This is a genomic window from Cryobacterium melibiosiphilum, assembly GCF_003602235.1.
GTDB lineage: Bacteria > Actinomycetota > Actinomycetes > Actinomycetales > Microbacteriaceae > Cryobacterium > Cryobacterium melibiosiphilum.
The window spans coordinates 1-19716 of record NZ_QZVS01000044.1 but is presented as its reverse complement, the minus strand read 5'-3'; the positions used below and the strand labels follow the sequence as shown (position 1 = coordinate 19716).

The 19716-nt window shown below is 61.8% G+C and carries 19 protein-coding genes and 1 pseudogene; 10 read left to right on the top strand and 10 right to left on the bottom strand.

Annotated features, from left to right (window positions below):
• Window positions 1–423: 423 nt before the first annotated feature.
• The 5 genes and pseudogenes from D6T64_RS01610 (at window position 424) to D6T64_RS01595 (ending at window position 4830) form a co-directional block, all read left to right on the top strand.
• On the top strand, window positions 424–921 hold the full coding sequence (locus D6T64_RS01610) for a hypothetical protein (protein ID WP_147364414.1): 498 nt from the start codon (window positions 424–426) through the stop codon (window positions 919–921).
• 504 nt (window positions 922–1425) lie between these two features.
• Window positions 1426–2601 carry an LCP family protein gene (locus D6T64_RS01605; RefSeq protein WP_119970810.1) on the top strand — a complete coding sequence of 392 codons (1176 nt, stop codon included), beginning with the start codon at window positions 1426–1428 and terminating at the stop codon, window positions 2599–2601.
• Between the two features lie 139 nt (window positions 2602–2740).
• Window positions 2741–3010: pseudogene (locus tag D6T64_RS23590) on the top strand (type IV toxin-antitoxin system AbiEi family antitoxin domain-containing protein); the annotation flags it as partial.
• 276 nt (window positions 3011–3286) lie between these two features.
• Window positions 3287–3910 (top strand): hypothetical protein, encoded by a 624-nt coding sequence (locus D6T64_RS23015; protein ID WP_233550766.1) that lies wholly within the window; start codon window positions 3287–3289, stop codon window positions 3908–3910.
• Window positions 3907–4830: a nucleotidyl transferase AbiEii/AbiGii toxin family protein gene (locus D6T64_RS01595; protein WP_119970806.1), complete on the top strand. Its 924-nt coding sequence runs from the start codon at window positions 3907–3909 to the stop codon at window positions 4828–4830. Before D6T64_RS23015 ends, D6T64_RS01595 begins: the two co-directional genes overlap by 4 nt.
• A gap of 346 nt (window positions 4831–5176) precedes the next feature.
• On the opposite strand, the gene D6T64_RS01590 is transcribed toward D6T64_RS01595, so the two are convergent.
• From D6T64_RS01590 to D6T64_RS01550, 9 genes are all read right to left on the bottom strand, one after another.
• Window positions 5177–5647: an SRPBCC family protein gene (locus tag D6T64_RS01590; RefSeq protein ID WP_119970803.1), complete on the bottom strand. Its 471-nt coding sequence runs from the start codon at window positions 5645–5647 to the stop codon at window positions 5177–5179.
• A 10-nt stretch (window positions 5648–5657) separates the two neighbouring features.
• A complete protein-coding gene (locus tag D6T64_RS01585) occupies window positions 5658–6050 on the bottom strand; it encodes a hypothetical protein (RefSeq protein ID WP_147364413.1) in 393 nt (130 codons plus the stop codon).
• Between the two features lie 196 nt (window positions 6051–6246).
• Complete coding sequence (locus D6T64_RS01580; RefSeq protein WP_119970799.1) at window positions 6247–6978, bottom strand: GAF and ANTAR domain-containing protein; 732 nt, start codon at window positions 6976–6978, stop codon at window positions 6247–6249.
• Window positions 6979–7006: 28 nt separating this feature from the next.
• Window positions 7007–7696 carry a GAF and ANTAR domain-containing protein gene (locus D6T64_RS01575; protein ID WP_119970797.1) on the bottom strand — a complete coding sequence of 230 codons (690 nt, stop codon included), beginning with the start codon at window positions 7694–7696 and terminating at the stop codon, window positions 7007–7009.
• Between the two features lie 821 nt (window positions 7697–8517).
• A complete protein-coding gene (locus D6T64_RS01570; RefSeq protein ID WP_119970795.1) occupies window positions 8518–8847 on the bottom strand; it encodes a metal-sensitive transcriptional regulator in 330 nt (109 codons plus the stop codon).
• 217 nt (window positions 8848–9064) lie between these two features.
• Window positions 9065–9319 (bottom strand): YHS domain-containing protein, encoded by a 255-nt coding sequence (locus D6T64_RS01565; protein ID WP_119970793.1) that lies wholly within the window; start codon window positions 9317–9319, stop codon window positions 9065–9067.
• 287 nt (window positions 9320–9606) lie between these two features.
• Window positions 9607–11925, bottom strand: a complete 2319-nt coding sequence (locus D6T64_RS01560) for a heavy metal translocating P-type ATPase (RefSeq protein ID WP_119970791.1) — start codon at window positions 11923–11925, stop codon at window positions 9607–9609.
• A gap of 63 nt (window positions 11926–11988) precedes the next feature.
• Entirely contained in the window at window positions 11989–12783 is a 795-nt protein-coding gene (locus D6T64_RS01555; protein WP_233550765.1) for a hypothetical protein, read from the bottom strand.
• A gap of 131 nt (window positions 12784–12914) precedes the next feature.
• On the bottom strand, window positions 12915–13127 hold the full coding sequence (locus D6T64_RS01550; protein WP_119970787.1) for a heavy-metal-associated domain-containing protein: 213 nt from the start codon (window positions 13125–13127) through the stop codon (window positions 12915–12917).
• A gap of 154 nt (window positions 13128–13281) precedes the next feature.
• Between D6T64_RS01550 and D6T64_RS01545 the strand changes: the two genes are divergently transcribed.
• The 4 genes from D6T64_RS01545 (at window position 13282) to D6T64_RS01530 (ending at window position 17737) form a co-directional block, all read left to right on the top strand.
• Window positions 13282–14721: an MFS transporter gene (locus tag D6T64_RS01545; protein ID WP_119970785.1), complete on the top strand. Its 1440-nt coding sequence runs from the start codon at window positions 13282–13284 to the stop codon at window positions 14719–14721.
• Window positions 14722–15368: 647 nt separating this feature from the next.
• Complete coding sequence (locus tag D6T64_RS01540; protein ID WP_119970783.1) at window positions 15369–16010, top strand: hypothetical protein; 642 nt, start codon at window positions 15369–15371, stop codon at window positions 16008–16010.
• Window positions 16007–16669 carry an RNA polymerase sigma factor gene (locus D6T64_RS01535; RefSeq protein WP_119970781.1) on the top strand — a complete coding sequence of 221 codons (663 nt, stop codon included), beginning with the start codon at window positions 16007–16009 and terminating at the stop codon, window positions 16667–16669. Before D6T64_RS01540 ends, D6T64_RS01535 begins: the two co-directional genes overlap by 4 nt.
• A gap of 816 nt (window positions 16670–17485) precedes the next feature.
• A complete protein-coding gene (locus D6T64_RS01530; protein ID WP_119970779.1) occupies window positions 17486–17737 on the top strand; it encodes a sigma-70 family RNA polymerase sigma factor in 252 nt (83 codons plus the stop codon).
• A 258-nt stretch (window positions 17738–17995) separates the two neighbouring features.
• Here D6T64_RS01530 and D6T64_RS01525 read toward each other — a convergent pair whose 3' ends face one another.
• A complete protein-coding gene (locus D6T64_RS01525) occupies window positions 17996–18844 on the bottom strand; it encodes an alpha/beta fold hydrolase (RefSeq protein WP_119970814.1) in 849 nt (282 codons plus the stop codon).
• Window positions 18845–19071: 227 nt separating this feature from the next.
• Between D6T64_RS01525 and D6T64_RS01520 the strand changes: the two genes are divergently transcribed.
• Window positions 19072–19647, top strand: a complete 576-nt coding sequence (locus tag D6T64_RS01520) for a GAF domain-containing protein (RefSeq protein ID WP_119970776.1) — start codon at window positions 19072–19074, stop codon at window positions 19645–19647.
• Window positions 19648–19716 lie beyond the last annotated feature (69 nt).

Sequence of the window (19716 nt, the reverse complement as noted above, 5' to 3'; positions counted from 1 at the left end):
GGCTCGAGTCGAGCCCACTCGCTGTCAGATAAAACGGCAGTTCGCGACATGCGTCAACTGTGCCACACGACCCCACGGATCATTAGGAGACACGCCCTAAGCTGCTCAGCTACCATCCCGTTCGCCAGCCCAGTAACGATATCTGCGTTCAATCGTTTGGAGCGATACCGTTGAAATCTGAGGTGGACGGTTTGTTCATGTCGGCATTCTTCTCTGGGGGCTCACATTCGTAAGACATTCGCAGTAATTTCCACGGCCGTCTTGGGCCTGATGCTCTCAGCATGCGCGACCATACCGCCCGCGGAACCCGCCCCCATTGACCCAGCGCCCTCCGTATCGTCGACGGCCTCCAAACCCACGGACATCATTATTGGTGCCGAGAGCACGGACATTGTCGATGCGAGTGGAGACGTACTCGTCTCGTTGACGTATTCCGAGGACGGCGACGCCGCCGTTGCCGCCACTGTCGGTATCCTCGGGGAACCGACCGAGGTGCGCCACCAAGACAGCACCAACCACTATCCCGAAGTTGATGGGACTTCCTGGGGTGGGTTCGACATCGTCGTTAACCGGTACCCGGCCGAGGCGATCCTCACTGGCGAAGCGCGCTGGTATCAGCCCGCGTTCAGCGTGCAGGCGACGTCAGCGATCACGGATGCCAATGTGGCCATCACCGCGGTCGACCTGACTCGTGTCGGTGATGACTTTGACGTTGCCGTCGCAAATCAGCCTTCGAACCGAGTGCATACTGACGATGCTTTCGGAATACGCTCCGTTGCGGTTGACCTCCCCACGTCGTTCTCGGGAATCATTGACGATGCAGGGATAGAAATGGTCTACGGTGCCATTGCCAGTGCTGCCCCCGACTCAGACACCGTAACCCGGATGGCCGCACCGGCGTATCTGTTCTCCCTGTCCTAGAACCTTGACGACCACATAGACGAAAGCACAGCGGTCGGTGCGGACCGTTCGAGGGCTCGAGACTAGCGGAATATCGGAGCATTCCCCTGTTTCCGGACCCAGAACACCGCATTCTTCTGGACCCTTCGACGGGTGGTGGCGAACCGAGATCTGATCAATTCGGGCAACGCGACCGGACAGTTGCGCTGGCGTGCCTGCGGGAAGGACCCGCTGACGGATTGAGTCTCCGGCCAGCCCGTGGAGGACTCCCGGGCCGGCATGGCGCTCACCAACTCCAGTCTCGGTAGCGACGACCTCGTCCGTGCGCCACGGCCGTCGCAGGGGAAAGCGGTAGCCTCGGAGGGCCCACGGGACGTCTAAGGGCAGGATCGGTCTAACGCAAAGAGATGGTTCGGTCACACACCGAGCGCAAGGGGGCAGGGCTTTTTTGGTTGACGCGAGCAGGCGAAGCAAACGGATAGTTGGAATCGCACGTCACGGCGATTGAAGCGCTCGAATCCGTACATGACCGCCTTCAAACTGGTGGCGGTTGTACTGACCGTTGCCGTGGTCAGCACATCGGCCGTGGTTGCTGTCGCGGTGTGGGACTTCAACAAGACGGTCGACGACAACGCCATCGACATCACGGATGGCGACGCGGTGGCGTCCGTGCCGCAGCTCGAAAGCTACGAAAACGGTTTCAATGTTCTTCTGGTCGGCATCGACAACGATGCAACCCAGAGCGCAGCGTATGGCGAACGTGAGGGCACTCTCAACGACGTGAACATTCTCGTGCACGTCTCTGCAGACCATACCAATGCTGTCGTGGTGAGCATCCCGCGCGACCTCATCGTGCCGCACCCCGAGTGCACCGACGCCACGAGCGAAGCCGAATTTTCAGCAATGGCCGCACGCCCTGTCAATGAGGCCATGTCGCGTGGCGGGCTTCCCTGCGTGGTCAAGACCGTATCTGAGCTGACGGGACTGACCATCCCGTATGCCGGACTGATCTCCTTTGACGGGGTTGTCCAAATGAGCGACGCCGTCGGCGGGGTCCCCATCTGTCTGAATGCAGCCATCAACGATCCAGCCGCAGGTTTGGACCTGCCCGCGGGAACGAGCATCGTCGCCGGGGACACGGCGCTGGCTTTTTTGCGGAGCCGGAAAGGTGTCGGCGACCGCAGCGACCTGGCACGGATCTCTTCACAACAGATCTATATGGCCTCGCTCATGCGCACGGTGCAGGGAAACGGAACACTCACGAGCATTCCGACCCTGATCAACCTCGCCAACGCCGCGGCCACCAATATCAAGCTTTCGACGTCCCTCGCCGATACCGACACCATGGTGTCCATGGCTCTGGCCCTCCAAGACATCGACCTGGATCGATTGCTGTTTGTGCAGTATCCCGGCACGACCGAAGACTTCGACTTCCCGGGCAAGGTCGTGCCCAGGGAAAAGGTGGCCGCCGAAATGTTCACCAAACTCGACAACGATGAGCCTTTCATCCTCCCCGGAACAACGCCGACACCGGAACCAACACCGAATGCACAGGTGCCGGTGGAAACGTCCACGCCGACGTCCACACCGACACCGAGCGAAACCGCCGCCCCCGCGCCGCAGCCGACCGTCCAGGCATTGGACGGACTCACCGGTCAAACAGCACAGGACGACTCGTGCGCCCAGGCCTCTGCCGGCTGACAGCGATCACACCGCTATATGGGACGGACGAAGAAAGCGTAGGCGCGTCCGGCCCGCCACGAACAATGCCTTGCCCTCCACCTGTTGCGTCCCATAAGCCGGACGGTGACCGGGACACGAGAATGGCCGAGGAGCGCCGATGAGGATCCGCGTAGTTCCGGGACGCCCGATTCCCGTTAGATCCGCTCGAGAAAATCCCCCGTCTGCCTTTCGAGAACACAATTGCTTGAAAAGCGTACTCTGGTTATACTTTCCAAGTATGAACGTTGTTGTTGAACCGATCCTTCAGGAACTCGCTGCCGGTCAGTGGGGTCTATTCACCACAGCTCAGGCGCGGGCAAGGGGTGTGAGTCGCGCCAATCTCTCGCATCGGGAACAAGATGGGCGACTCGAGCGACTCGCCCACGGCGTGTATCGGCTCGGGGGAGTGCCGGTCGCTCCTCTAGATGATCTGCGCGCTGCCTGGATGTCGACTGAACCCATAGTGCTGGCGTGGGAGCGGGGGAGTACCCCACGAGTCGTGGTGGGCGGGGCGGCCGCGGCAGCTGTTCATGAGTGCGGCGATATCAATCCAGTCCCGTACCGTCTGATCACCAGCGAGCGACGCCAAACGCAACGAACCGACATTATCTACAGCCGGCGCCACCTGGATTCACGCGACATTGTGGTTGTCGGGGGCCTCCCGGTGACGAGCATCGAACGAACGGTTGCCGACCTGGTCGACGAGATCGGCGACCTGTCCCTGGTCGGCGACGTGCTGGCCGACGCGACCCGGGGAGAACGAGCGGTCGACCTCGAACACCTCGGCCTTCTCCTGACCCCGTTCGCCGCACGATACGGCCACCCTCGAGGCGACGGCCCAGCTCTGCTGGAACAACTCCGCCGGAGCGCGGGAATCGACGATATCGCCGCAGCGCGTGGGCTCGTGCAGCGGCCGGCTATCGGCGCCGCCCTCGAGGGAATCGTCGGCCAGGCAGTGCAGGAACAGCTGAGGACCATCATCGCCGGCCTACAGCCCCAGCTGGCGTGGAGCGTCGAGCTGCGCGAACACATCGAGCGGATGATCGTACCGGTACTCGTGGACCAGGGTCGCCTCGTGTCCGAAATCACGGACACCGTGCTCGCCCCACTACTTCAGCAACAGCGTGAACAGATGGAACACATCACGAAATCCATCGCAGCGCAGATATCGGAATCGCTGCCAAACATCACCACTCCCGCGATCGACTTCTCAGTCCAAACCGGGAACTCGCCGGCTCCGACAGTCGGCGCCACAGAAAAGTTCAGCAGGAAGGCGGGGGAACAATGATCGTCAGCGACCCATACCCAGATGGGCGTGCGGTGCTTTCCGCGATCACGGAGAAGGCCCGCGCGGCGCACCGAAGCGGCCTCGGTTCCTCCGTCCAGAGCCTCATCGAACTGGCTATCTTCGATCGCTTTCTCTGCCGGGTGTTCTCGCAGGACGATTGCCCCTTCGCACTGAAAGGAGGCACGAGCATGCTTGCTCGGCTTCCCCAATCGCGAAGCACGACCGATGTGGACCTCGAGACGGCGGAGATGAGTATCGACACCGCCATCGCCCAACTCACCTCAGCCGCGAGCATAGACCTGGGCGATCATTTCGAGTTTCGCTACGTCAGCCACCGCGACACCGGCGGCCCCAATCAGCCCGAGCTCCACGCCGCGGCCATCACGTTCAGCGTCACTGTTCGAGGCGCCGGCACCCGAAACCCCCTCAGAGTCGATCTGGCCATCCACAAGCGCACCCCTGCCGCACCCCTGGACATCATCACTCCAGCGTTCAGGCTCGACGTGTCGCGCCTGGGACCGGCCGTTGCCTATCAGGCGATCGCGGTCGAGGACCAGATCGCGGACAAGGTGTGCGCGACTCTATCGACCTACGGCGGCCAGGCCTCCACCCGAACGAAAGATCTCGTCGATCTGGCCATCCTCACGAAGACGATGCGAATCGATGCACGCCAACTCCGCATCAGCGTCCACACCGAAGCGCACCAGCGTGGCTTGCCGCCGTTTACTGCGCTCCACGTGCCACGCTCCATGACCGACGGATACCGCAAAGTTGCCAAGACCGTTCCTGTCTTGAGCGACTTCCTCGACCATGAAGCTGCGCTCTCCCTGGTCAACGCAATGCTGCTGCCAGCCCTCAGCGCCGAAATCGAGGACGGGGCCTGGGACCCATCACAACAACAGTGGATCCGCCCGAGCTGACCGGTGCGAGACCCGCGGCCATGATGTGCTCGAACTCGCCGCCGGCCAAGTCGAGATACGGGCCCGTCGCTCGGTCGGACACCACTGGCCCCCGGCCGCGCGACTGCCCGGCACCTCAAGGCAATATCCGTGGCCTCCGAAGACAATATTGACCGGCCCCCACACCCGCAAATACTCAATAGGCAGCCGCTGGCGGTCCGCGCATGAGTGAAGCCAAGCCGCTATCACCGCCACTTTATAAGGGCTTCTATGATCGAGTAAGCGATCTGTTTACTCGGGGCTAAATTGTTCTATTTATGTCCAGACTGGGGCCTCGACGTCCGGTCAGGACGTGAGCACCGTCACGTCAAGCGCGGGCGTAGCGCGACGCGAGTTGGCGCAAGGTGGCTTCGATGCTGGCGGCGTTCTGCCGATGAAAGCCGAGCAACTCGAAGACCTTGCCCTGCACGGCTGGGACGGTGCTGTAGTCGAACGTCTCAGTGACGCGCGTAGACGTGGGCGTGAGCGGCGTGAGTTCCCAGCGCCACCGGTGGCCCGCTGGGTGACGCCATTCTACAAGCCGACCGTCCTCGAAGCGCGTCACCGTGCTGGTAATGCGATACCGGACGCCGAACTGCTTCATCGCTACCGAGAATTGTGCGCCCTGGCTAAGCCGCCGCGGCCCCGACACCGTGTCGCGGACGGTGCCCGAGCCGTCCAGCTCACCGTGACGGTGCGGATCAGCCACCAACGCGAAGACGTCGTCGGACGAAGCCGGCACCTCGACAGTGCGCGCGACTCGGCGACGCGGTCCTTGCTCAACCTGTTCGACCGTCATGCTGCCTAGCCTAGGCCGCGGCCATGTAGGACCGCGCCGCGGCCATGACCTGCCGGGAACGTCCCTCCGAAAGCGCTTCGGCCGGCGAAGCATCGCCCAGTTCCGGGTTCATACCCATAAACCACGCCCTGGCAACGTCAGACGAATGAACCGAACAGAGGATCTCGAGTACCTGAAATGTGTCTCTGAGGAGCTTTTCACTCGCCTGCGGCGGTCGTACCTTTGCGTGTGCCCAGCGAGCAAGCGTGCGGGCGTTTTTACCCACGATCACCCCCAGCAGCACCTGGCCCAGCTGCGCCTGCAACATCGCTGCGATCTCAGCAACGCTCAGACCCACGGAGCGTTCGTGTGCCGCGCGATCAGCACCAGAACGAGAACCATCCCCGGTTGACGTCTTAATCATGACCCGAGGCTACCATTTAGCGGGTGTTATGTCGGGTAATTTGTCGGTTGATATGACCGATAATAGATATTATGTCAAGTGGTAACCCCAATAGACCCGCAAACCATCAACGCCGCATAACCCCACGCCGCTGATACGACAAAGTAGACACCGGGACGAGAGGCAAAGGACGATGCCTCGATCTAGCTCCGTAACGTCATTTGAGTGCCGGGCGGCCTACTTGGACGCGCCGGTCGATCACTCCGTCGGCGACTTGACGCAACGGCAGGTTCCTGTTCCTGGCGTACTCGCGCATTGCCGAGAATGCCTCACTCATGCTCATTCCTGTCGTGGCAGCAATAACGCCTTTGGCTTGCTCAATGAGAATCCGGGAATCGAGAGCGTGTTGCAGCTGCTCCGACAGGACTTGGGAGGTGCGAATGTTGCGTTCTTGCAAGATCCCGATTGTCGCCACGTTAGCGAGCGCCTGTGCGACGGCAATATCCGTGGGGGCGAGTGCGCCGACGTGGTGGCTGAACAGGTTCATGGTCCCGATAATCTGGCTGCGGAGCCGCAGGGGCGTGGCATGAACGGACCTAAACCCGAGCCTGAGCGCCTCCGCACTAAACTTCGGCCACCGGTGGCTTTCTGCTTCAAGGTCACCAACCGTCACCGCCTCCCCAGTTCGGAAGCAGTCGAGGCAGGGGCCATCCCCTGCCGCCAGTTGAAAGATTTCGACGAGTTCCGCTTCTTCGCTGGTGGAGGCGACAAGCTGCAGTAAGCCAGCTTGGTCGACAAGCAGAAGCCCACCGGCCTGAGTGTCGAGAATTTCGGTACATTCCTCGACGAGCCAGTGAAGAAGATCTACAACGTCGAAGTCGTCGACGAGGGTATCGGCCAACTTGACGAAGGCATCGCTGAGCTGCGTTTCTCGTGTCTTGGTACTCATCGTCGTCTTCTCTCAGCCTGAATATTTTTCATGGGAAAGTCTTTTCAAACCTGAGGGTGCCGGCCACCACTTCACCTGCGACGGCCTGGACTGTTCGTCCGTTGGAGAAAGCGTATGCCTGCAACCGCGAGTATGCGATGGTCGCTGTGGTGTCCAGATGCACAAGGATCATCCCGGTTGCCTGATGCACTTCGCGGCGGAGCGCAGGTGTTGAGACTGATTCCGGCGCAGCGTCATCGGTGGCCGATGCCATTGCTTGTTGCACTGCGGCAATCGCGATTGCAGAAGCGATGGCCAGCGAGGTGTTTTGGTGCTCCTGTTTTAGCTGGCCTGGTTTGCTGTGATGAAGGGTGGCAACTCCCACCGTGACCGCACCCATTCGCATCGGCACTGAGAAGAGCGCGGCCACCGGAAGTTCGCGCAACGCCGCGCCGAAGACTGGCCAATCGTCGTGACCGCCCGAGCGCACGTCCGGAAGCAGCACCATGTCACCTGAGCGGGCCGTCGACCATTGAGGACCTTCACCAAGCTCGAACTGGAGCTCATCGATGCGCGCAGAGACGGGGTCACTCGAGCACAGGCTCGACTGAGTACCGGACGAAGAGAAGACCGTAACCGACACTCCGGATATGGGAAGAGAACTCAGAAAAGGACGACACAGATCGTTTGCCTCGTCAGGTTCAAGAATGGGCACCCGCGGACCTGCAAAACCGGTCATCTCAGTCCGCTCGCCAAAATGTCACGAGCTACAACGGCCGGCAAGCAATTCATGATGATCTCTCGCAACGGCTTCCAAAGTGGGACAGTAATGTCACGTTAGCGCAGATGGGCAGAAACCACTGCAGCCGAGCTTAAACATGTTTCCTCATATTTACGGTGGCGAGCTCACCGAGCGGTGCTGTGCCACTGATTCGCGCCAGACCGTCCAGCCACCACGCAAATAAACTCGGCACCTGAGGCGCAAAGCCACTAGAGACTTCGTGCCTATCGCTGCCGTTGTTGGGGGAATTTTTCTCATCGGGTGCTGTCGGCGCTGGACCAGCCAAGAGCCACAATCAGCCAGCCCCACGAAGTTCGCGCGCTGTCCAAGTCACCAACCCAAATCTCGATGTGATGCACCCCGACTGCCATGTCACCATCGTTCCATAAACGTCACGAGCACCTGTTCCACCGAGGAACTGCTTATGGGATGCCAGCGGCTCCACGCTTCGAAGTCACTTTTCGCGCAAACCCACAAGCGACACCGCTGAGCGGGGGCGTTTTTTGTGGCTCTGCTGGCGGATCAGTCTTGGTACAGGTCTGCCGTGGCAACGTCCCGCATAAAATCAACGCCCTCATCGCACTGGCCACGAGCGTCAGCGTCAGCGTCAGCGTCATTCGCCAGCGTCGTCGAAGCTTGGGCGGGGAGCGCGGTGCTGCCAACAGGCGGGCCGCCCCGTGCTCGAGCGCTGATTCAGCACTCGGGCGCTGTATCTCAGTACAAGCCGCTGCGTCCGTCCACGCGTCCGCCCGTGACTTCGTGAATTCGGCTGGCAGTGGTCAAGAGCGGACGAGGCGGGCTATGGCGTCGGAGGCTTCCTTGATCTTGATTTCTGCCTGCTCGCCGCCGAGCTTGGCGGCGTCGACGACGCAGTGTTTGAGGTGGTCATCGAGGAGTCCGAGTGCGACGCCTTCCAGCGCCTTGGTGAGGGCCGAGATCTGGGTGAGGATATCGATGCAGTATGTTTCCTCGTCGACCATGCGGTGGATGCCGCGGGCCTGGCCTTCGATGCGTTTGAGACGGGCGAGGTACTGGCTTTTGTCACCGATGTAGCCGTGCGTGATGTGGCACGCCTCTGTGGTGGCCTCAGCGGGAGTGATTATTTCCATGTCGTCGTCCTTTGTTCGTCGTTCTTTGCGACAGTACCGTCGTGGTGATGGGCGTGCGTGCCCGGACATGCAGGGCCGGGGACACTCCGCGGCCGCCGTGTTCGTGGCGCTCGTTCTTGGTCTTTACCCTCTCCCCGGTCGAGGTGCGGGTCGGGATGGGTCTCTGACAAGAATGGTTGGGGTGGTGCCGGCTCCGGCAGGCACCACCCCACGATGCTCAAGCGGCCGTGGCGTACTTTGCGGGGGTGGCGTCGAACAGGGGTCCGCAGCCTGCGCAGCAGAACCAGTAGCGGTTGCCCTCGTAATCGCGGAAGAGTCCTGCGGATTCGGCGTCTGCCTTCACGACCTGGCTTCCGGTCATGACAGGGCACTCGGCGAGGTCGTCGCTACTGGCGCCGAGGAGCTTCTGGGCAGACGGAGGCATGGCGGTGGCCTTGTCGGTGGCGTTGGTGCTGCAACAGCTGTTGCTCATGGAGGGGTTTCCTTTCGGTGGGACGGGGAGTGTTCAAATGGGTTGAGGGGGGGTGCCGCTCATATTATACCCCCAGGGGGTATAAATTTAACAGATCTAAAAGACCCGCTGGACGGAGCGCCATGCGGCGCTGTTCGGGTGGGGCCGACCGTCTCGGCGTTAAGCTTGACTGCTGTGCGCCCTGCCATAACCGGACACGCGGCGCGGTCCACCTAGCAGTCACGCGTGGGCTGCGATTCCGGCGCGTGCTCTTGGCACATAATTGATCTCTCTTTGGGCGGGGACGGTTAAACGCCCTGCAGTTGCCGCACGGGACTGTGCGGTGCTGAGGTGGACGCCGTGGTGTTCGCCTTGGATTTGAAGGACCGCAGGCGAAGGCTGTTGCTGACCACGAATACGCTGGAGAACGCCATGGCGGCTCCGGCGAGCATCGGGTTCAGCAGTCCGAACGCGGCCAGCGGAATGGCTGCGACGTTGTAGGCGAAGGCCCAGAACAGGTTTGTCTTGATAGTGCCCAGGGTTTTGCGGGACAGGCGGATGGCATCGGCGGCAGAGCGTAGATCCCCACGCACCAGAGTGATGTCCGCGGCTTCGATCGCGACGTCCGTCCCGGTTCCCATCGCCAGGCCCAGGTCGGCCTGTGCGAGAGCCGCCGCGTCGTTGACTCCGTCGCCGACCATCGCCACGACCTTCCCTTCGAACTGTAAGCGAGTGATGACGTCGACCTTGTCTTGGGGCATCACTTCGGCAATGACCTCGGTGATTCCTACCTCCGCTGCGACCTGCTCGGCGACCGCCCGGTTGTCTCCGGTCAGGAGCACCGGAGTGAGCCCGAGCGCTTTGAACTGGGCGATCGCCTCGGCGCTGGTGGCTTTGACCGCGTCGGCAACGACCAGCACTGCGCGGGCCTCACCATCCCAGGCGACCGTGACTGCGGTCTTGCCTTGAGATTCCGCGGTGGCCTTTGCGAGGGCGAGCGTCCGGGGAAGGTGCAGGGACCAGTCCGCTAGCAGGCTTTCGCGCCCAACGAGCACGGCATGGCCCTCCACGGTACCTTGCACGCCTTTGCCTTCAACGTTGGTAAACGACTCCGGCACTGGGAGTAAACCGATTTGCTGGGTTGCGCCTTTGGCGATGGCTTGGGCGATCGGGTGCTCGGAGGCGTCTTCCAGCGCGCCGGCCAGCCTCAGGACATCCTCGCGGGTGGTTCCGTCGGCAGTGAAAACGTCAAGAAGCGTCATCTTGCCCGTAGTAACCGTTCCAGTCTTGTCGAGCACGATCGTGTCGACCTTGCGGGTGGACTCGAGTACTTCCGGGCCTTTGATTAGGATGCCCAGCTGGGCGCCCCGTCCGGTGCCGACCAGCAACGCGGTCGGCGTTGCGAGTCCGAGGGCGCAGGGGCAGGCGATGATGAGTACCGCGACGGCGGCCGTGAACGCGGCGCTGAGCGGGAAACCGGCACCGATCCAGGCGCCGAGCACTCCGACGGCGATGGCGATGACGATCGGCACGACGATTCCGGAGACCTTGTCGGCAAGGCGCTGCACCTCGGCCTTGCCCGACTGGGCGTCTTCGACGAGCCTGGCCATCTGTGCGAGCTGGGTGTCCGAGCCGACCCGGGTGGCACGCACGACCAGACGGCCGCCAGCATTGACGGTTGCGCCGGTCACGGCGTCGCCCTCACCGACTTCGACTGGGATTGACTCGCCGGTGAGCATGCTTGCATCCACCGCCGAGGTGCCCGCGACGATCACTCCGTCCGTGGCGATCTTTTCACCCGGGCGAATGACGAACTCATCGCCCACCGTCAACTGCTCGACAGGGATCCTTGTTTCCACCCCGTCCCGGAGGACCGCGACATCCTTGGCACCCATCCCGAGCAGAGCGCGCAGGGCGGCCCCCGCCTGGCGCTTTGACCGCTTCTCGAAGTAGCGCCCGGCCAGGATGAACATGGTCACTCCGGCGGCGACCTCCAGATAAATGTTCCCGGCCCCGTCCGAGGGGTTGATCGTGAACGAGAACCCATGGGTCATGCCGGGCTGTCCGGCTGTTCCAAGGAATAGTGCGAAAAGTGACCATAGCAACGCAGCAGTCGTGCCGACCGAGACCAGCGTGTCCATCGTGGCCGCGCCGTGGCGCAAGTTGACCCACGCTGCCTTGTGAATGGGCCAGGCAGCCCACACGATCACGGGCGCGGTCAGTGTCAGGGACGCCCACTGCCAGTAGTTGAACTGCAGCGCCGGGACCATAGCCATCATGATCACCGGCACTGACAGCACGATTGAAGCGATCAGTCTGTTCCGCAGCGATGTCAGCTCTGTGTCGGGCTGTTCCTCATCGTCGCTCGTCTGGTGGGCTGCTTTCGGCGCGGGGAGCGCCGCCGTGTAACCGGTCTTTTCGACCTCGGCGATCAGCGCCAATGGGTCCAGACCGGCGGGGGCGGTGATCTTCGCCTTTTCGGTGGCGTAGTTGACGGTCGCGATCACGCCGTCGAGCTTGTTCAGTTTCTTCTCGATCCGCATGGCGCAGGAGGCGCAGGTCATCCCTCCAATCTCGAGCTCGTAAATGTTGTCCAGCGTTTTCGGCTGGGTCGATGGTGCGGACATGGATTCTCCTCGGTGGTGCGCTTCCTGATCGCGGATAGGCCAGGCGCGCGGTGTCTATGGTGGTCAGTGCCCGGAATTTTCGGCAGGCTCGCCCGGATGCGCTGACGTGGCGGGCCCGGTGGCGGTGAGGACGAATTGGGCCGTGTGGACCTGTCCGTCGACCTGGAAGTCCAGGTAGAGCAGGTAGCGTCCCGGGGTCGGGGCCTCGGTCATGAATGTCACGTCCGGGCCGGAGACGGCCCCACGCCGGGGTTCTTCGCCCTCGGGGTGGACATGCAAGTACGCCAGGTCTCCTTCGCGCAGGGCGACAAGGTGCCCGTAGGCGCCAAGGTACGGCTCCAGCGTTGTGACCGATTCTCCGTCACGGGAAACCGAGACTGTGAGCAGGCCCTGTTCGCTGGCGCTCAGCGTACCGGTGAGGTCCACGTGGTAGCCATCGACCGTGTCCGCGGCCGAAATTGGCGCCGGCGTGGCGGGGGCGAATTCTCCGGCGGCCTGGACCGTTCTAGTCAGCGTGATGTTCTGTCCCGTTGCTGCCGGGACGATATCCGCGTAAACCCGGTAGCTGCCAGCTGCGTTCCACTTCCAAGGCAGTGACCATACGCCAACGGCGTCCAGGGTTGGATGCACGTGGCGGAACTCGGTCCCGTCCGTGCGCACCACGATCAGATGGAGTTTCTTTTCATGGGAGTCCTCGAAGTCGGTGACCGGCGTTCCTTTAGCGTCGGAGATCGTGAACGCGAGCGTTCCCTCCTGGCCCGCCATCCCGGGGGACGAGATCTCCCCCAGGAGGAACCCGTCCTGCTCCATCGACAGGCCTTGCACGGAGACTGCCGGCTGTGTGTCGTTGCTGTCCATGACATGTTCTTCCGTTGACTGGGCCCACGCCGCCGCGGAATGGGAGGGGACCACGGCGCCTGCGGTAGCAAATGAAGCGATATATAAGGCCGCCAGTCCCAACCCAAAAAGTCCGAGCTTTACGGGGACCTTCACGGGACACGCACCGCCCCGTAGCCGGCTTCCTCGACCGCTGCGAGGACTGCTCTATCGTCCAGCGCGTCCTGGCCGGTCACGACAAGCATTCCGGTCTTCGCACTCACGTCAACCGACTGGATGCCTGCTATCTGACTAACCTCTTCCCGAATCGAAGTCTCGCAATGACCGCAGGTCATCCCGGTCACCTGATATTCGCGCATTGTCATAAAGCTCTCCTCTGCTGATTTGAAGTTATACCCCTAGGGGGTACCGATACTGACAACACTATACCCACTAGGGGTATTCCTGATACGGTACCCCCGTAGGGTATATATCAAATTGTGGAATCTTCCACTACGGCGCAATCGAAGGGAATCTGGAATGTCTCAATCAATACCGGGACGGAGAAAGAAGAAGCTCGCGCTCTTCCTCATCGCACTCGCGCAGTTCGTCGTGATCATGGACACCTCAATCGTGGGCGTCGCGTTGCCCCGAATGCAGGAGGAACTGGGCTTCAGCCCCGAGAACCTGTCCTGGGTTTTCAACGCCTACGTCATCACATTCGGTGGGCTCCTACTGCTCGGAGGGCGTCTTGCGGATGTCTTCGGCGCCCGACGGATGTTCACCACGGGTTGGGTCGTACTGCTCGCTGGCTCCGCAGTAGCGGGGCTCGCAGGAAACGTCGCGTTCGAGTTGATCGGGCGTGGCGTGCAGGGAGCCGGTGCGGCACTCATCGCACCCGCGGCACTCACGCTGCTGATGAAGACCTTCGGGTCGAGCCCGAAGGAGCTCGGTGGCGCACTGGCCCTCTATGGTGCGGCCGCGCCGGCAGGGGGAACGGCGGGTGTGTTCCTCGGCGGCGTCATCACTGAGTACATGTCGTGGCCATGGGTCTTCTTCATCAACATCCCGCTCGCCCTCGTGGTCTTCGCCCTCGTCGCCAAAGCGCTCCCGGCAGATGGACCCCGCATTCGCGGCTCCATCGACATCGCCGGTGCCCTACTGGTTACCGCCGGACTTGCGCTCGGCGTCTTCGCGATTGTCCGAGCACCCGAAATTGGATGGGCCAACGTAGAAACGTGGGGAGCACTCTCCGGGGCCGCAGCCTTGCTCGCACTGTTCGTACTCGTTCAGGCTCGCCGGAAGCAGCCACTGATGCGCCTTTCGATCTTACGGATCCCGAATTTGGCCGCGGCCAACCTGGCCCAGTTGTTGCTCGCCGCCGCGTGGATCCCGATGTGGTTCTTCTTGAATCTCTACCTGCAACAAGTCCTGGGCTACTCGGCGTTCCCCAGCGGTGCCGCGCTCCTGCCAATGACCGCATTCATCATGATCACCATGATTGTGCTTGCACCGCGACTGACTGCGCGATTCGGGCCAAAAGCGATGACGGTGACTGGTCTTATCGTGCTCGCCGGCGCCCTGCTGTGGTTGTCCTTCGTCCGCGTGGACGGAAACTTCTGGGTGGATATCCTCCCGGCCTCGCTCCTGGCCGCACTCGGAATGTCTCTGGCGTTCATCCCGACCCTCGGCACGGCGATCTCCAGCGCCCCGCCACAGGAGGGCGGCCTCGCTTCCGGCCTCGTCAACACCAGCTACCAGGTCGGATCCGCACTCGGGTTAGCGACGATGACAGCATTCGCAGCCGCCAACGGTGCGACGGAAAGTGGGAACCTTCCGGCGCTGACTGCTGGATTCTCTTCAGCATTCATCGGCGCAGCCGTGATTGCCCTCGCCGGCGCCCTGCTCGCCGCAATTACGCTCCGTGCCCCCACCCGCGCGCCGGTGGTCGAAAAAGAAGCCACCGCTACTCGCCCGTGACGGCGGTCGGGTGCGGTCACTGTGTCGGTGGCCGCACCCGACAGACCGTTACCTTGTTCGTAGCCTTGGATAGTGGGAATAGGTAGTGCCCCTGCACCCGGATGGTGGAAACCTCACAAGAGAGGGTGTTCATCAGGAAACACACGCCGGGAATTCACTCCTGAGTTCAAATATAAGGCCGTGAAGGTTTCGGCACATTGAACTTAGAGGCGGCGTGGAGATCCCGAAAAGCAACCTTCCGTCAGCATGGCTCTCGCAATCGTTTGGATACAAGCAACTGACACCGGCTCCGCAGCAGCGCGGCAATCAGCTCAATGCGCCAAAAAACGATCACGCAATACCGCCAAAGAGCAGCAAAAGTCACCGGGCTGGTCTAAGATAATCTGGCTCGGGCCGGGTCCAGCACTAGCAACCTGCTGCCCGTAAGCCGAACCCCCTTGCGGGACTTGTTTGCTCAGAGTGGATGATGGACGCTTTCTCAACTCCTCGGACGTTGTACTGGACGGAAATCTGACACGCAATTCTTCCGGCATGATCGAAGGACCAGGCTGCGGGCCACGGGACGGGAAAAGATTGTGTGGCTTCCGCAGACGTTGGGCGTCATTCCGGACATGTCTCTGATGTAACCAACTTTCGAGGAGAACATCATGAGCCCAACATTTGACGATCTGGACGGCCTGCTCGACCGGTCCGCTCCGCGCACGACGGTGATGACCGACAGCGTCGCTGATGAGCTGACCCGGCTTCGGGTCGCGACCCGTGTCGAGACTGCGAGCGTGACCCTACGGCGGCCGTGGCGGCGGCCGGTGTTCGCGGGGCTGGCGTCCGTGCTGCTTCTGGGTGGTGCCGCGACGGCAACGGCCGCGGTGACTAACAGCTGGGTTCCCTGGGCACAAACCCCGGTCACCTCGATGGCCTACACCCTGCCCAGCGGTGCGGAGTGCGAGGAACGGATCGGGAACGTCCGCGGGCAGGACCCTGCCGCCGTCGAGGCCGTCGAGAACTTCTACCGCACAACCGACATCAAATCCCTGCTGACCAAGGAGAAGATCGCGAGCACGATCGAGTGGATCCGACAGGACTCGAACATCGCCATCAGCGCCGACGGGTCGACCGAACCAGCCGGCTACGGGACCGTGCACTACAACGCGGATGAGGAGTACCAGCGTGCGGTGACGATGATCGTCACCGCTGCGGTCAGCACCGAGCTCGCCAACCAGGGCATCGACGGCGCCGACAGCAACCTCAGCTCTGACGGGCAGTCCTTCTGCCCCGGAGCCAGCTGGTGAGGGCACGAGCCAGCAATTCCTCTGAGCATCTCACTGAAGCGCTGACTGCTGCGGCGCCGGACCTGCTGCGCTACTTCCAACGTCGACTCCCCATCGACGATGCCGCCGACGGACTTGCGGAGCTGATGCTCGCGGCCTGGCGACGAGTCGGCTACACGCCCCTCGGGGCTGAGCAGTCCCGGATGTGGCTATTCGGAATCGCCCGCCATGTAGTGACGAACGCCGAACGGAGTCAACGACGACGTTGGAACCTCACGGAACGCTTCCGGGAGGTCCTCCGAACCTCCCCCACCGAAGGGCGACCTGCAGACGACGGGGCCGACGTGCGAGATGCCATCAGCCGACTAACCCCGACGCAGGCCGAACTCGTCCGCCTCATCCACTGGGACGGATTCGCCATCACCGAAGCCGCCCAGATCCTGAGCATCAGCCCATCAACCGCCCGAACCCGCTACCAACGAGCACGAGCCGACCTGAAGACCGCGCTGAGCGAATTGGCACCAGAGGTCACGGGCCACCTACCCATGACTGTCGTGGGAACGCCGGCAGGCGACCCCAGCGGTACAACAGCGCCATCGATTCCGCACAGGACAATCCGTTCAGCGGATGTTGTCCTGCTGCCATTGCAACGGATCGACATCTCGTCCTACCCTGTCTAGCTGTCGGCCCTTCGAGGAACCCTTTACAGGACGGATGCATCGTGAGTGCGTGTCGAGGGTGCGAAAGTGGCTGGAGATTTTGTCTTGGTGTAGAACGTGAATTGCATGGTCAGGCGAAACGTCGTCGGTCGTCAGTGGTGGCTCAGGGCCATGTATTTCCTGCGGAAGGACGCTTGCTGTTGGAATACCGGGTGCGATGACGAGCGGCTTGCCGGCAAACTCACCGGGCCGGGATTGTACGGGACGGTCCGAAGTGGGAGTTAGACGCGACACGCTCGTCGGAGTTTTCTTAGGCAGATGTGCACCCGGAACATCACGGGTAACTCCGCCAGAAGGGACCTAATGTTGTGAACGGGCGACGCTGTCCGCTCGGCAGCACCAGGGGTCCACACTCTGATATTGGTCATCACTACCAGTCACGACGTCCGGCGAAACAGCGAGGCCTCCCAGGTTTTCGACTACCTCGACTAACCGGTTAAGCGCTGCGGGGCTTGCATCGGGTGTGAATCGGACGAGTGCGTAATGTCCACCCTCTGCCACCTCGTTTCACCATGCACTTCACATCGTGCAAGTTGATCGACACGATCTGTAGACGGGCATCGTGGTGATGGCAACACCGAAAGTGGTCACGACCGTCCAGCTGGAAATGGCCAACGGCAGCCCGACTCCGCTCCACGCATTTTTTGTATGCCCGATATTGCGCGATTACAAGGCCTACCCATTTTGCCGTCATTGGCCTTAGCTACAGTTGTGAGCTATCCGGGTAACGACTCTGCTGCGTTTGACCGGAGTGTAACGAGCTCGGAAGCTGTGCGAATGATGCTCGATGAAACAGCGCACGGGAATGAGTTCGCGTTCAGCTGCCTGTTCGACGAGTTGGGAACGCAAACGTACACAGTCTCACTGCGAATATTGGGAAGCCGCGGGAAGGCCGACATAGCGACGCTGCAAACCTGGCTGTGGGTGTGGCAAAACGCGGCGTCACTGAACCAGACACCATCCTCTGCCCGCGAGAAAATTCTGACCGTTGCCTTCAACATCAGCAGGTCTGTGAATTCGACAGAATAGATCGATGACCGTTGGGTCAGTTCCGAAGGCACGCCCGTGCGACCAGCCCGCCACAAGCTTATTCTCGGCACTGCTGACCGCACACTCGACCTCGCAACCGCACAGAGTAGTCAGCGCGGTTGCGCACGCAGTCTTAGCGCTGCCAATCTGGGCAGACGCGGGGACGGCAGTGACTCTATCCGCTGGGTGGCGGATGCCGTGGGCTCGCGCCGTACCGACAGGGCCCAACAACGTCGGTGGAGGGCCCTGTCGGGCGCGCTATTTCGCGAGGAAAGCGAGTACGTGCCGGTTCCATTCGTCCTTGTGTGAAACGGTGAGGCCGTGCGGGGCGTCTTCGATGAGGACGAGTTCGCTGCCGGCGATGGCCTCGTGCGTGCGTTTGCCGCTGACCTCGAACGGCACGATGATGTCAGAGTCGCCGTGAATCACCAGGGTCGGGACGGCTATTTTCGTCAGGTCATCGCGGAAGTCCGTCGTCGCGAATGCGGCTGTGCAGTCGAGTGTGCCCTTCGGTGACGCCATGAGGGCGCTATCGAGGTTGTAGGCAATCTGTTCGGAACTGACCTTCGGCTTGTTGATCAGCGAGGGCTTCCCAGCCGTGAAGAACATCGTCAGGAATTCGTTCAAAAAGGCCGGTCGATCGCCGGTCAGGCCGTCGTGGAACCACTGGGCCAAGTCGGCGTCGACACCTCCGTCAGGGTTGTCAGCAGATTTCCACAGGTACGGCGCTACCGCGCTGGCGAAGACGAGTTTCGCGATGCGGTCGGTGCCGTAGGTACTGACGTAGCGGGCGAGCTCGCCACCACCCATCGAGAAACCGATGAGGGTCACCTCACGCAGGTCGAGGGTATCGAGAACGGTCTTCAGGTCGGCAGCGAAGGTGTCGTAGTCGTACCCGTTCCAGGGCTGTGAGGACTGGCCGAACCCGCGCCGGTCGTACGTGACCACGCGGTAGCCGGCCTCAACCAGTGCGGGCACCTGACCCTCCCAGGACCTGCCGCTGAGGGGCCAACCATGAATGAGCACGACGGGTTTTCCGGCACCGACGTCGTCGTAATGCAGTTCGACGTCGGGATCGTTCTGGCCGGGGACGGTGATGACAGGCATGTTCACTCCTTGCAATCGGGATGCTTCCTGGGAGGAAATCGGGGTGGTGAATTCGAGATAACCGGGGTTCACTGGGAGAAAGCTGCACGCGGCATCACTGATCGGGCTCGTCCCCCACCTTCGACAGAACCGATCGGGGCTGAGGTGCCGGTCGTGCATTCTGCCAAAGCACTGACAGTCGACTCTGACGCACCATCGTCTACGCGTTCGGGACCAGAATAAAGCTCATGAAAAGTATGACCCGTGCCTCGCTAGTATGTAGAGCATTTGTAGAACTTGCCGACGCCTTGGTCGGCGAATATGACGTGCTCGATCTCCTGCGCACCCTGGTCGACCAATGCGTGGTGTTACTTGACGCCGAAGCAGCTGGCATTCTCTTAGCGGACCACAACGGTATTCTGCAGGTTGTCGCCTCCACGAGTGAGGAAAGTCAGATCGTCGAGGTGTTGCAGCGTGAGGCTGGAGCGGGTCCCTGCGTGGACGCGTACCGGTCCGGGAAGGTCGTGACGCTCAGCGATATTGCCACCGGCGGAGGTCTGTACCCGGCTTTTCAGGCCGCGGCACTGTCCCAGGGTTTCCAATCCGTTCATGCCATTCCGATGCGTTTTCGTCCCCACACGATCGGGGCGCTGAATCTGTTTCGAGCAGAGACAGGCGTGTTGAGTGCTGAAGACGCGACCATCGGTCAGGCCCTCGCCGACGTCGCGACGATCAGCCTTCTCCATGAACGCACGGCCCGAGAAAACGCTTCGGTGAACGAACAGCTCCAGCGTGTGTCGGCGGCCATGACAAGCTGCCCATAGGCGGCCACGAAACTGCCCACTGACGGCCAGGAAAACTGCCCGTTGGTGGCCATGAGATCTGCCCACTTC